We start from the raw sequence: 12851 nt of genomic DNA, 5'->3' as shown, positions 1-12851 counted from the left end.
CGTTGACCCCAGCACAGAGGCTTCGCGCATGACCCCCACCTGGCCCGCCGCCGACATCGCGCGGATGATCCTCGATGGCTTCGACGACTACCGTGAACACTTCCGGCGTATCACCTTGGGTGCCCGCGAGCGCTTCGAACAGGCGCGCTGGCAGGCGATCCAGCAGGCCGCGGCGGCACGCATCAACCTGTACGAAGAACAGGTCGCCGAGGCGCGCGACCGGCTGCGCCAGGGCTTCGAGGCGCAGGTGCTGCTGGACGTCGAGCAATGGCCGCTGGTGAAGAGCGCCTACATTCGCCTGATCGACCCGCGCCTGGACGATGAACTGTCGGAAACCTGGTACAACTCGCTGTTCTGCAGCCTGTTCAGCCATGACCTGATCAACGACGGCTGCATGTTCATCCACACCACCCGGCCATCGATGCGCGGCCGCGAGCGCGCCGCGCAAACCCGCACCTATCGCCCGGATGGCGGGCTTGACGGGCTGCTGAGGGCGGTTTTTGCCGATTACGCATTCAGCACGCCGTTCGCGGACCTCGAGGCCGACCTGGCCCGGCTGCAAGCGCAGTTGCGCGAGTGCCTGCCGGACTGGGTGTGCAAGGATCCAACCCTGGCCCTGGAGCTGTTCACCCCGGTGCTGTACCGCAACAAGGGCGCTTATCTTGTGGGCCGGTTGTACAACAGCGACGAGCAGTGGCCACTGGTGATCCCGCTGCTGCACCGCGAGGGCCAGGGCATCGAGGCCGATGCGCTGATCACCGACGAGGCCGAGGTGTCGATCATCTTTTCCTTCACCCGCTCGTACTTCATGGTCGATGTGCCGGTGCCGGCGGAGTTCGTCAACTTTCTCAAGCGCATCCTGCCGGGCAAGCACATCGCCGAGCTGTATACCTCGATCGGCTTCTACAAGCACGGCAAGTCAGAGTTCTACCGTGCCCTGATCAACCACCTGGCCAGCAGCGACGACTGCTTCATCATGGCCCCCGGGGTGCGCGGCATGGTCATGAGCGTGTTCACCCTGCCGGGCTTCAATACCGTGTTCAAGATCATCAAGGACCGCTTCTCGCCGTCGAAAACAGTCGACCGCGCCACGGTGATCGAGAAATACCGCCTGGTGAAAAGCGTCGACCGTGTCGGACGCATGGCCGATACCCAGGAGTTCGCCGATTTTCGCTTCCCGTTAGCCAAGTTCGAGCCCGAGTGCCTGGCCGAGCTGCTGGAGGTGGCACCGTCCACGGTGGCGCTGGAGGGCGATACGGTGCTGATCCGCCACTGCTGGACCGAGCGGCGCATGACCCCGCTCAACCTGTACCTGGAGCACGCCAGTGAAGCCCAGGTACTGGAGGCGCTGGAGGACTACGGGTTGGCGATCAAGCAACTGGCGGCGGCCAACATATTCCCAGGCGACATGCTGTTGAAGAACTTCGGCGTCACCCGCCATGGCCGGGTAGTGTTCTACGACTATGACGAGATCAGCTACCTGACCGAGGTGAATTTCCGGCATATCCCGCCGCCGCGCTACCCCGAGGACGAGATGTCGGGTGAGCCGTGGTATTCGATCGGGCCCCTAGACGTGTTCCCCGAGGAGTTTCCACCGTTTCTGTTCGCCGATATCGGCCAGCGCCGGCTGTTCAGCCGATTACATGGCGAGCTTTACGATGCCGGTTACTGGCAGGGGCTGCAGGCGGCGATTCGGGCGGGCAAGGTGATCGATGTGTTTCCGTATCGGCGCAAGGGGCGTTGATTGCTGGCCTTCACCCCTTCAGGCACTTCAACTCGCTGAAATCCGTGCGCACCTTGCCCAGTCGCTGCTGCAACAACGTCTTCTGCTGCGGGCTGCTCTGCTTCATCAGGTCTACCAGCAGGCTGCGCGCCTGCTGCTCGGTGTTCTGAAAGGCGGCCTTGTACTCCGGCGTCCACAGGCTTTCCTTGCGCTGCAGCAACTGCGCCAGGCGTGGCTCGAAGCTGGGCGTTGCGCGCTGGTCCATCACCAGCACCAATTGCTGCTGCCAGTGGGCGCGGTTGGCGATCCACTGGCGGTTCTGGTCGCCCAGGGCCTGGCTCCAGCTCATCACCCGCAGGCGCTGCTGGGCATTGAGCTCGCCCAGCCACGGCTCCAGGCGTTTCTGCATGCGCGTGGCGCGCTGTTCGACCTGTTTGGCCAAGGGCGTGTCGACGTACTCCTTGTGCCGTTCGGCAATGTCATCGCGAAACGCCTGGCGCATCTCGGCCACCTGGCTGTCGTTCATGCCGCGCAGCAACTCCGTGGCCGAGGGGGTGATTTCTTCGGCGACCCGGCCGATGGCCTGGCGGGCCTCGTCGGTGCGCTGCTGCAGGGCCTGGTCGGTGACCGCGTCGTTGGCCACCATCAGCCGGATGCGGTCGAGCCAGTCGAGGTAGCCGGGTAGCTGGGTCTTGCAGTGCCAGGCCAGGTGCTCCTTCAGCCGTTCGTCGAGCAGGCTTTTTTGCTGGCGATTCATGGCCAGGTAGTCGCCCAGCGACCAGGGCACCAGGCGGTCGAGGTTGCGGTAGGCCAGGTCGATGCGGCTGCAGGCACCAAGCACCAGGGCGATGGCTAGAAAAGTGAGCAGGGTTTTGATCAGGCGTAATGGCATGAGCGAATCCTTGCAGGGGGCTGGCCAGGCGGTAGACGCAAGGTGGGCGCGGCGGTTCCCGCCGATGCGTGCCCGGGCGGGCGAACGGGTCAGGTGTTAGAATAGCCGCCTTGTCTTGAGGATCTTCACAAATGGCTCTGCTTGGGCGTTACAACAGTTTGCAAATCGTGAAACACGTGGAATTCGGCCTGTACCTGGACGGCGGTGCCGACGGCGAAATCCTGCTGCCACGGCGCTACTTCCCCAAGGATGCCGAGCTTGAGCTGGACGATTGGCTGAACGTGTTCATTTACCTGGACAGCGAAGACCAACTGATTGCTACCACCGAAAAGCCCAAGATGCAGGTGGGCGAGTTTGCCAGCCTCAAGGTCAAGGACATCAACGGCGCCGGCATCTTCCTTGACTGGGGCCTGTCCAAGGACCTGCTGATGCCTTACTCGGAAGAGTCGCGGCCGCTGAAGATCGGCGACTATTGCGTGGTCCACGCCTACCTGGACAAGCGCACCCGGCGTATCACTGCCACCGCCAAGCTGGACCGCTACCTGGACACCACGCCTGCCGACTACAAGCCTGGCCAGCCGGTGGAGCTGCTGGTGGCCGGCGAGACGCCGATGGGCTTCAAGGCCATCATCAACAACCGCCACTGGGGCCTGATCCACAAGAACGAGGTGTTCAAGTTCCTGCGTTCGGGCATGCACGAGAAGGGCTTCATCAAGGAAGTGCGCCACGACGGCAAGATCGCCCTGAGCCTGCAGCCGGTGGGCCAGGCCCTGGCTGACGGTCTGCACGAGCAGATCATGCAGCGCCTGGAAGCCGCCGGTGGCGTGCTGCCGGTGTGCGACAAGAGCGACCCGGCAGTGATCAGCCAGATGTTCAACGTCAGCAAGGGCAACTTCAAGAAGGCGATTGGCGCGCTGTTCAAGCAGGGCAAGATCGTCATCCATGACGATCGCATCGAGCGGGCCTGATCAGGCCTGCACGAAGGTACGGAAATCCAGCTGCTCGCCGCCCGGGCGGGTGTCGCGCAGCAGCGAGTCGCGGTCGGCGCTCAGGGCCAGGCTGATGGTGGAGCGGCGCTTGCCGGGGTTGCGTACTTCCATCTGCTCCTGGTGAGCCCGCAGGAAGTTGACCGGCACCTTCAAGTGCTGCAACTCGTCGGTTTCGGGCGTGTGCAGCAGCAGGTTGACCCAGTCGGGCTGGCCCTTGCGCAGCAAGGCTACGGGGACTTCGAACCACCACAGGTTGCGCTTTTTGTCGAGAATCGCGAACAGGGTGTTGGCACTGGAGAGTACCGGGTTGGCCAGGGCCAGGTTACGGCGGGCGATGGCACTGGGTTTGTCGAGTTTCATGCAGGTTCCTGCGGGTTGACGCCAGAAAGGCCTGACATTGTGCGGCTGAGCTCATCGCGGGGCAAGCCCGCTCCCACGCAGCGGCATGGATGACCGGCGTGGGAGCGGGCTTGCCCCGCGATGGCGTTATCAACGTCGAATCGGCTGGCTAAGCTCCGAAGTGGCCCCATCCACGCGGGTCACCGTCGCGGTAAAGCTCTGCAACCCACCCACCTGCTCCAGCAACTGGGCAAACCGCGCCTGCCCCTGTTCGTCACTGTTCACCAGCACCTCCCCCAGGTACTGCTCGGCCTCGCGCCCGTCAGCCGCCGCATTGCCGAACAGCTCCACCCGCAACAGGCTCGACGCCGGCCCCTGCACCTCGCCACGCAGCACATTGCCCGCAAACCCGGTCAGCTTCGGCGGCTGCTGGTTGTGGTTGGGCAGCGGCTGGCACGGCTTGGGCTCGCCCTTGGCGTCACAGATGATCGCCTGGTCCCTTTTCGGCAAATCCGCCCCGACACCCCGCGAGCCCACGTACAGCGCATGGGCCTGGGCCGGCACGCCGAACACGATGGCGCCGGTGCGCTGGCCAGGCACGCACGAGCCCCCGGCCTGGCAGCGGCGGATGTCCTGGCTGTTGCCCCAGATACGGTTGGCGGTAAGGCGGGTGGCGGTGGTGTCGGGCTCTGGGCGCAGGGCAACGCCGATGCGGTTGCCGTGGATCAGGTTGCCATCGAGGATGTTGCCCTCGCCGGTGACGCTGACGCCGATGGAGTTGCCGCTGAAGGTGTTGGCAGCCAGGTAGTTGCGCTTGCCCCAGTTGATCTGCAGGCCGTCGGAGTAGTTTTCGAAGCGGTTGCGCACCACGCTGTTGTCGTTGCCCAGCAGAATCTCGATGCCTTGCGACGGCTCGGGGTTGGCGGGCGTTGAGCGGAACAGGTTGTCGGCCACCAGGTTGAACGCCGCGCCACGGGTCAGCTCCAGGCCGTCGCCGTTGTCCAGCAACTGGTTGCGCAGCACCTTGTTGTTGTTCGTGGTGGTGGCGGTGGGGTTGCCGGCGCCGTCGTCGCCAGTGAGCATGATGCCGGCGCCGCCCTTGTTGGCAGTGATGCGGTTGTCTTCGATGACGTTGTTGCTGGCGCGGTTGAGCAAGATGCCGATGCAGAAGTTGCGCACCTCCAGGCCCTGTATGTGCACGCCCTGGGTGTCGCGCAGCACCAGGCCGGGGTGGGTGGTGGTGCGCACGTTGGTGCCGAACTGCCCGGGCACGGCGCCGGGGCAGGTGCGCACGCCTTCATCCTTGATGTAGCCGCTGCCGTCGATGGCCACGTACTGGCCGTCGCGGGCCCAGGGCTGGCCGCTCAGGCTGACCGGGCCCTTGATTTCGGGCAGCGCACGGGTGGGTTTGATCACGTAGGGCGGCTTGCCCACTGCGGCGATTTCGATGCGGTAGTGGCCGGGGTTCTGGTTGCTGGTTTCGATGGCCCAGCGCAGGGTGCCGGGCTGGCCGTCGTCGGCGTAGCGTTCGACGGTGAGGGTTTGTGCAGGGGTTGCGGCGGCAAGGGCGGGCAAGGGGAGCAGCGGCAGCAGGGCTGCCAGCGCAGGCATCAGGCGCATGGTGCGGGTTTCCACTGACTGTTTGTTGTTATGTGGCACGCCTCGGGCGGGCGGCCTGTCTGGGCGCGATTCTAGGGCAAGGGCAGGCCGGGGCGGCGTGCCGGGCTGCGATTCGGTGCGGTATTCGCCCGCTGTTTGCCGTTCGGCTGTTGGCAACGCAAGCCATTGAAACTCTGGCGAGCAGCGCCGGGTCGATCTGTTGTCGACACGATTTCCCGTGTCTTTCTTGCAAGGAGACATCCCATGAGTGGCACCAAGGACAAAGCGAAGGGCCTGGCCAACGAGGCCGTGGGCAATATCAAGCAAGGCGTCGGTAAAGCTACCGGCAATGACAAACTGCGCGCCGAAGGCAAGGCCCAGGAGATCAAAGGCGAGGCGCAGCAGGCGGTGGGCAAGGTCAAGGATGCTGTGAAGAAGCCTTGATTGGCTGTGGTTCCTGCAACCCGAGACCCTGTGGGAGTGGGCAAGCCCGCTCCCACAGGTTTGATGTAGGACTTTTCTTTGCTTGCACACTGAGCAGTCACACTTGCCGCACGGTCTATTAGACTTGTTGCCATAGACAAGGCCTTCCCGTGGAGTCGGCCAGCCCCTCGATGATCAAGCGGCGAAAGGAGACGCTATGATTTTCCCCGACCTGCGCGGCCTGCCCCTGCACCGTGTGCTGGTGCGCACCGTCAAGGAATTCCTCGACGACGAGATGTCCACCTACGCCTCCGCGCTGGCCTACCAGATGCTGTTTTCGCTGTTCCCCTTCCTGCTGTTTCTGATTGCCCTGATCGGTTTTTTGCACCTGCCGGACTTCTTCTCCTGGCTGCGCCTGCAATCCGAGCTGGTGCTGCCGCCCCAGGCCCTGGAGCAGGTGAACCCCGTAATCGACCAATTGCAGCAGTCCAAGGGCGGCTTGCTGTCGGTGGGTATCGTCATTGCCCTGTGGACCGCCTCGGCCGGCGTGCGCCTGATGATGAGCGCCATGAACGCCGCCTACGACGTGCCCGAAGGGCGCCCGGTATGGAAGCGCATCCCGCTGTCGGTGGTGTACACCATCGGCATCGCCGGCATGCTGCTGGCCGCCGCCGCGCTGATGGTGCTCGGGCCCCAGGTGATGGAGTGGATTGCCGGGCAGGTGGGCTTGCAGGAGGCGGTGGTCACCCTGTGGACCGTGCTGCGCTGGCCGGCGATCATCATCCTGATGATGGTGGCGGTGGCGCTGATCTACTACGTGATGCCCGACGTGAAGCAGAAATTCCGCTTCATCACCCCAGGCTCGGTGCTGGCGGTGGTGGTGTGGATCATCGCCTCGCTGGGCTTTGCCTACTACGTGAAAACCTTCGCCGACTACAACGCCATGTACGGCAGCATCGGCGCGATCATCGTGCTGCTGCTGTATTTCTACATCTCGGCCGCGGTACTGTTGCTGGGCGCGGAGATGAACGCCGTGATCGAGCACATGTCGGCCGAGGGCAAGAACCCCGGCGAGAAGGACTTCAGTGGCGAGCAGCCGCAAGAGACCATCACCGTGCTCGGCCACGAACACCCCGCAGAACCCCAGCCCCGTGAGCCGAACCCGCAATGATCCGTGAAATCCTCAAGATGGGCGATGAACGCCTGCTGCGCATCGCCCCGCCCGTGCCGGCGCACATGCTCGGTACAGCAGAGCTGCAACAGCTGATCGACGACATGTTCGAAACCATGGCCCATGTAGGCGGGGTGGGCCTTGCCGCGCCGCAGATCGGCATCGACCTGCAACTGGTGATTTTCGGTTTCGAGCGCAGCGAGCGCTACCCCGACGCCGAGCCGGTGCCGCGCACCATCCTGCTCAACCCGGTGATCACGCCGCTGGCCACCGAGGTGGAGGATGGCTGGGAGGGCTGCCTGTCGGTGCCCGGCCTGCGTGGGGTGGTGCCGCGCTACAAGCACATCAGCTACTCAGGTGTAGACCCCCAGGGCAACCCCATCGACCGCTTTGCCGACGGCTTCCATGCGCGGGTGGTGCAGCATGAGTGCGACCACCTGATCGGCCGGTTGTACCCGTCGCGCATCCAGGACTTCAGCAAGTTCGGCTACACCGAGGTGCTGTTCCCCGGGCTGGACGTGGCGGACGACTGAGCGCGCAGCAGTGCTACCAGTGGCTTGCTGCGCTGGTAGCGGGCCAGGCGCGAGGCCAGGGCTTCGGGCAGTGATTCGGCGTTGATGAAACCCAGGCGGGCATAGAAGGGCACCAGCTGCGGGTCGCAGAACAGCCACACCGGGCCTGGAGTTGCGTTCAGCGCCGCTTCGAGCAACTGTGAGCCGACTCGTTGCCCGCGCTGCGAGGGCGCGACGAACAGCCCGGTCAGCCAGTGGCCTGCGGCGACGGGCAGCAGGTTCATCCCGGCGACGATCTCGCCGTTACGGGCCACCCACTGTACACCTTCGCCGGCGGCACGCATGCGTGAGCCATGCTGGCGGTAAAACTGGTCGAGCAGTCGGCGCTGCAACCCAGGCAGCAAGGTAAAGCTCAGCAAAGCGTTTGCATCCTTCTGTAGGAGCCGGCTTGCCGGCGATAGGGCCCTGACAGGCTAACCCACTCTTTCAAGGCGCCGCGTTGTCGCAGATTGTTGCAATTACGGCAAGGGTGAATATCTGGCTTCGGGGTTCAACTATTCCGGGCGAGGCGTAGAATTTTCCTCATCCCCCCGGCAGTACGACAAAGCGGGATCGGTACTTCGTGCCATCGGTTGTTGCCGATGACAACTTCTCCGCGCCAATGACGGCATCAGAAGTCACTCGATCAGCGTGATACACCTTCAAGGTCGAAACCCATGAAAGCCCTACTGATTCTTGCATTGGTCGGTATGTCCTCGTTCGCCCTCGCCGAAGAGGCCCAGCCCGCCCGCAGCCAGCCTGTGGCCCAGCAGTACGACTACTCCACCAACCTCGACATCAAGCGCGTGATCCACCTGTCGACCATCCCCAACGTCTGCGAAGTGGTGCCTGCCACCATGACCTACGAAGACCACCAGGGCCAGGTGCATACCCTGCAGTACCGGGCCATGGGTGAGGGGTGCCAGCAAGGGTAACCGGCCTTGCCGATCGGTCACTGTAGGAGCCGGCTTGCCGGCGATGGCGCCGGGCCTGGAAATGATGCTGCCTGTTCGGGCCCCATCGCCGGCAAGCCGGCTCCTACATATACGGCTCTGGCCTGAAGCTCATGCAATCCCTGTGGGAAGCGGCCTTGCCGGGGCGCCGTCCGGTCGAGATGGGCTGCGAAGCAGCCCCGGCAATTTTGCATGAAGTCTGAGTCGTGGGGCTGTTATGCAGCCTATCTCGACCGGACGGCGCCCCGGCAAGGCCGCCCACAGGGCACGCGTTACAGGGCATCACGCACGATGTGCAATGCCTGCTTCAACTGCGCACGGCTTGCCGCCGCCGACAGGCTGACCCGCAGCGCCTGCGGGGTGTGCGTGCCCACGGCAAATACACTCGCCGGCACCACCTCCACCCCGCGCTCGCGACAGGCCGCCACCACCTGCTCTGCATCCCCGGGCGTCGTTACCCAGGCATGGGGTGATGGCCCGCCATCACTCACCAATGCTGCGCCCAGCACAGCGCGCGCCAGGCGCCAGCGCTCGGCAATTTCCTGGCGCTGCCAGGCCAGCCGCCGCGCCGCAGTACCATCGGCGATCCATTGGCAGGCGATGCGCAGGTTCAGCGGCGAAACCGGCCAGTGGGTGGCCTGGGCATGCGGGTCGATGCGTGCCAGCAGTGGCGGCTGGGCAACGATCCAGCCCAGGCGCAGGCCGGCAGCCACGGTCTTGGAAAGGCTGCTGACCAGCACGCCGCGCCCTTCGAGCAGCGGGTAGAGCGGCGGCTGGTCGGTCAGCGCGCCGTATACATCGTCCTCGATCACCAGCAGGTCATGGCGCCGGACCACCTCGGCCAGTGCCTGGCGGCGGGCTTCGTCCATGCACGCACCCGTGGGGTTGTGCAGGGTTGGCGTGGTCACCAGCACCCGGGCGCCACTGGCGCGCACCACGCGGTCCAGCTCGTCCGGGCGCAGGCCGTGGCGGTCCAGGGCCACGCCGTGCACCGGCAGGTGCAACTGGCGGCAGGCGGCCTTGATGCCGGGCGCGGTCAGCGCCTCCACCAGCACCGCATCGCCGGCCTGGCACAGCGACTGCAAAACGGTTAACAGTGCCTGCTGGGCGCCGCCGCTCAAGGCCAGTTCGTCCGGGGGCAGGGCAAGGCCGCGGTCCGCCAGCCAGCGCGCGCCGTGCACCCGCCCCAGCAGCAGTTGCTGCGGGCCCAGGTAGTGGTCGAGCAGGGCGCTGTCGCCCTGGGCCAGCAACGCCTGCAGGCTGTGGGCCAGGTCGTGGTTGTGCGGGTCGGCGACCGGCACGTTGGTCGACAGGTCGATCATGGCTTGCGCGCCGTCCTGGCGTTTCAGGCGGAACAGCGTGGCCTCCTTGCTGCCCGCCAGCACATAGGTGCCGCGGCCCACCTCGCCGGCCACCAGGTGCCGCGCTGCCGCCTCCCGGTAAGCCTGCTGGGTGGTACTGGGGTTCAGCCCAAGCGCCCAGGCCAGGCGCCGCTGCGGCGGCAGGCGTTCGCCGACTTTCAGTTCGCCGCGTTCGATGGCCACGGCAATGGCATCGACCAGGGCCAGGTAGCGGGGTTGGCCGTCGTCGGCCAGGGCTGGAGTCCACACGAAATTGCCACCCATGCAATATAACCTTTGGCCCATACAATGCCCGGCCCTTAGCATCGGTTCAACCTCGTACCCATAAAGGATGACCGCCATGTTCGACCTGCCCGCCCTGCGTGAAGCCGCCGCCTTCGTCCACCAGCACGTGCCACCGACCCCGCAGCACGCCTGGCCGCTGCTGGCCGAGCGGCTGGGTTGCCAGGTGTGGGTCAAGCACGAGAACCACGCGCCCACCGGCGCGTTCAAGGTGCGTGGCGGGCTGGTCTACGTGCGTTCGCTGCTGGCTGGCAGCGAGGTGCCGCGCGGGCTGGTCACCGCCACCCGCGGCAACCACGGCCAGAGCATGGCCCTGGCCGCGCGCCAGGCCGGGCTGCCATTGGTGATCGTGGTGCCCGAAGGCAACTCGCGGGAAAAGAACGCCGCCATGCGTGCCCTGGGCGCGGAACTGGTGGAGCACGGCGTGGACTTTGACGTGGCGCGCGAAGAAGCGGCCCGGTTGGCCGAGGCACGTGGCTACGCCATGGTGCCGTCGTTCCACCCTGAACTGGTGCGCGGCGTGGCCACCTACGCCCTGGAGCTGTTCGGCGCGGTGGCTGACCTTGATTGCGTGTACGTGCCGATCGGCATGGGCTCGGGCATCTGCGGGCTGATCCAGGCGCGCAACCTGCTGGGCCTGCGCACCGAAATCGTCGGGGTGGTGTCCGCTGCCGCCGATGCCTATGCGCAAAGCTTCGCCCAGGGCCGTATCGTCACCACCGCCACGGCTGACACCTTCGCCGACGGCATGGCCTGCCGCGTGCCGCACCCCGAGGCCTTTGCCATGGTGCGCGAACATGCTGCGCGCATCGTGCGGGTAACCGACGCCGAGGTAGCCGCTGCTATGCGCCTGTACCACGAAACCACCCACAACACCGCCGAAGGGGCAGGGGCTGCGGCGCTGGCCGCGTTGCTGCAGGAGCGCGAGCGCCAGGCCGGGCGGCGAGTGGCGGTGGTACTCAGCGGGGCGAATGTGGATAGGGCGGTGTATGCGCGGGTGTTGGCCGGGGAAGAAAAATCCTGAATGAATCTGTAGCGGGTTCCTGCTATCTTTATTTGATAGCATTTTTCGATGAACACACGATACCGGAAGATACTGGACAACATCTTCAGAACTCCGACCACGGCATCACTGCCTTTCGCCGAAATCGAAGCGTTGGTGCTGCACTTGGGCGGCGAGGTGCTCGAGCGCCAGGGCTTAAGGGTAAAGCTTGTGCTCGGCGGGCAATGCTGGCGTTGCCATCGACCTCACCCTGGCAAGGAAGCCAGGCGGTATCAGATTGAAGAGGCCCGCGAGTTCTTGCTGCGGGCGGGAGTCCGACCATGAGTTGCATGCGCTACAACGGCTATGCCGCCCGCATCGAGTACGATGCACGGGATGATATTTTCGTTGGCCGGGTATTGGGCCTGCGTGACATCATCAGTTTCCACGCCAGCTCCGTGCCTGAGCTGCACCAGGCGTTCCGCGAGGCCCTGGACGATTACCTGGCCGACTGCGCCGAGCAAGGCATCACCCCGGAAAAGCCCGCTTCGGGCAAGGTCATGCTGCGTATTCGGCCAGAGGTCCACGCGGCGGCGAGCGTCGCCGCCAAGGCGGCCGGCAAGAGCCTGAACCAGTGGGCCGACGAGGTGTTCGAGCAGGCCTCGATGGCCTGACCTGGCACGTTACAAACGGTGCACGACGCGCCGTCCTTCCCATTCGACATGAGTCCGCAATGCCCTTCTCCAATGGTTTTCTCCTCAGCCTGTCCCTGTGCCTGGACATCGGTATCGCCAACATCGCCATGATCACCCTGGCCATGCAGCGCGGCTTTTTGCAGGGCTTCTGGCTGGGCCTGGGCACCTGTGTCGGCGACCTGGTGTACGCCATTGCCGCACTGGCCGGCATGACCGTACTGCTGCAGTTCGAGAGCGTGCGCTGGGCCTTGTGGCTGGGCGGCTCGGCGCTGCTGGTGTGGTTTGCGCTGAAGATGCTGCTGGCGGCCTGGCACGGCGGCAAGCTTGAAAGCCGCAGCGAGGTGGTGGTCGAGTCAGGCTGGCGCGAGTTCCTGCGCGGCATCTTCCTGGCCATGTCGTCACCCACCGCCATCTTGTGGTTCGCCGCAGTGGGCGGGGTGCTGATCTCCCGTTCCGGTGGCGGTAGCCTGGGGGATGCCGGGCTGTTCCTGGCAGGTTTCTTCGCCGCCGGGCTGCTGTGGTGCGTGTCGCTGTGCGGTATCGCCAGCCATGGCGGGCGGCTGCTCGGGGAACGCCTGCTGACCTGGTCGTACCTGCTGTCGGCGGCGATTTTCTGCTACTTCGCGGTGTACGTGATCGTGTCCGGCTACCGCGAATTCATCCTGGCCACGCCGGCGTTGTAGGCAGGCCTGTCACATTTTCTGCCAATTTTCGCAAATGTCAGATGGCGCTGAATGGTAGGTTTTCTGGCGCCTGTACTTTGACGTCATTTCTCTCAAGTGCTGGCACTTGGCCTTTGATTGCAGATAGCATCCCTGCGCAAGTTCGCTGGAGCGCGCTTGCCTGAGCGTTTTTCGATGCCCTCCAGGGGCCCTCTGCGTTCATTTATCA

At 64.9% G+C, this 12851-nt stretch carries 14 protein-coding genes; 9 read left to right on the top strand and 5 right to left on the bottom strand.

Annotated features, from left to right (window positions below):
• Positions 1 to 28: 28 nt before the first annotated feature.
• Positions 29 to 1744 carry a bifunctional isocitrate dehydrogenase kinase/phosphatase gene (gene aceK, locus KSS94_RS20040; RefSeq protein WP_217839809.1) on the top strand — a complete coding sequence of 572 codons (1716 nt, stop codon included), beginning with the start codon at positions 29 to 31 and terminating at the stop codon, positions 1742 to 1744.
• A gap of 10 nt (positions 1745 to 1754) precedes the next feature.
• Here aceK and KSS94_RS20035 read toward each other — a convergent pair whose 3' ends face one another.
• A complete protein-coding gene (locus KSS94_RS20035; RefSeq protein ID WP_217839808.1) occupies positions 1755 to 2615 on the bottom strand; it encodes a DUF6279 family lipoprotein in 861 nt (286 codons plus the stop codon).
• 131 nt (positions 2616 to 2746) lie between these two features.
• Between KSS94_RS20035 and KSS94_RS20030 the strand changes: the two genes are divergently transcribed.
• Positions 2747 to 3583 carry a CvfB family protein gene (locus KSS94_RS20030; protein ID WP_217839807.1) on the top strand — a complete coding sequence of 279 codons (837 nt, stop codon included), beginning with the start codon at positions 2747 to 2749 and terminating at the stop codon, positions 3581 to 3583.
• Here KSS94_RS20030 and KSS94_RS20025 read toward each other — a convergent pair whose 3' ends face one another.
• Positions 3584 to 3964: a hypothetical protein gene (locus tag KSS94_RS20025; RefSeq protein WP_217839806.1), complete on the bottom strand. Its 381-nt coding sequence runs from the start codon at positions 3962 to 3964 to the stop codon at positions 3584 to 3586. It abuts the gene before it with no gap.
• A 129-nt stretch (positions 3965 to 4093) separates the two neighbouring features.
• Positions 4094 to 5563 carry a right-handed parallel beta-helix repeat-containing protein gene (locus KSS94_RS20020; protein ID WP_217839805.1) on the bottom strand — a complete coding sequence of 490 codons (1470 nt, stop codon included), beginning with the start codon at positions 5561 to 5563 and terminating at the stop codon, positions 4094 to 4096.
• Between the two features lie 243 nt (positions 5564 to 5806).
• On the opposite strand from KSS94_RS20020, the gene KSS94_RS20015 reads away from it, so the two are divergent.
• From KSS94_RS20015 to def, 3 genes are all read left to right on the top strand, one after another.
• Positions 5807 to 5986, top strand: a complete 180-nt coding sequence (locus tag KSS94_RS20015; protein ID WP_217839804.1) for a CsbD family protein — start codon at positions 5807 to 5809, stop codon at positions 5984 to 5986.
• Positions 5987 to 6182: 196 nt separating this feature from the next.
• Positions 6183 to 7136 carry a YihY/virulence factor BrkB family protein gene (locus KSS94_RS20010; protein WP_217839803.1) on the top strand — a complete coding sequence of 318 codons (954 nt, stop codon included), beginning with the start codon at positions 6183 to 6185 and terminating at the stop codon, positions 7134 to 7136.
• Positions 7133 to 7669: a peptide deformylase gene (def, locus tag KSS94_RS20005; protein ID WP_217839802.1), complete on the top strand. Its 537-nt coding sequence runs from the start codon at positions 7133 to 7135 to the stop codon at positions 7667 to 7669. The genes KSS94_RS20010 and def overlap by 4 nt, the downstream gene beginning before the upstream one ends.
• Here the strand turns inward: def and KSS94_RS20000 are convergent.
• A complete protein-coding gene (locus tag KSS94_RS20000) occupies positions 7624 to 8028 on the bottom strand; it encodes a GNAT family N-acetyltransferase (RefSeq protein ID WP_217843631.1) in 405 nt (134 codons plus the stop codon). The two genes, def and KSS94_RS20000, sit on opposite strands and share 46 nt — an antisense overlap.
• 336 nt (positions 8029 to 8364) lie before the next feature.
• Here KSS94_RS20000 and KSS94_RS19995 point away from each other — a divergent pair, with 336 nt between their 5' ends.
• Complete coding sequence (locus KSS94_RS19995) at positions 8365 to 8622, top strand: DUF2790 domain-containing protein (RefSeq protein ID WP_217839801.1); 258 nt, start codon at positions 8365 to 8367, stop codon at positions 8620 to 8622.
• Between the two features lie 290 nt (positions 8623 to 8912).
• On the opposite strand, the gene KSS94_RS19990 is transcribed toward KSS94_RS19995, so the two are convergent.
• The gene (locus tag KSS94_RS19990; RefSeq protein WP_217843630.1) at positions 8913 to 10250 is read right to left on the bottom strand and encodes an aminotransferase-like domain-containing protein; all 1338 of its coding nucleotides are present in this window, start codon (positions 10248 to 10250) and stop codon (positions 8913 to 8915) included.
• 91 nt (positions 10251 to 10341) lie between these two features.
• Between KSS94_RS19990 and KSS94_RS19985 the strand changes: the two genes are divergently transcribed.
• From KSS94_RS19985 to KSS94_RS19975, 3 genes are all read left to right on the top strand, one after another.
• Complete coding sequence (locus tag KSS94_RS19985) at positions 10342 to 11307, top strand: threonine dehydratase (RefSeq protein WP_217839800.1); 966 nt, start codon at positions 10342 to 10344, stop codon at positions 11305 to 11307.
• 299 nt (positions 11308 to 11606) lie between these two features.
• Positions 11607 to 11939 (top strand): type II toxin-antitoxin system HicB family antitoxin, encoded by a 333-nt coding sequence (locus tag KSS94_RS19980; protein WP_217839799.1) that lies wholly within the window; start codon positions 11607 to 11609, stop codon positions 11937 to 11939.
• A 59-nt stretch (positions 11940 to 11998) separates the two neighbouring features.
• Entirely contained in the window at positions 11999 to 12643 is a 645-nt protein-coding gene (locus KSS94_RS19975) for a LysE family translocator (RefSeq protein ID WP_217839798.1), read from the top strand.
• The last annotated feature ends 208 nt before the right edge of the window (positions 12644 to 12851 follow it).

Source organism: Pseudomonas fakonensis, assembly GCF_019139895.1.
Taxonomy (GTDB): domain Bacteria; phylum Pseudomonadota; class Gammaproteobacteria; order Pseudomonadales; family Pseudomonadaceae; genus Aquipseudomonas; species Aquipseudomonas fakonensis.
Note: the sequence above shows the minus strand (reverse complement) of the source record. Positions and strands in the feature narration are given on the sequence as shown.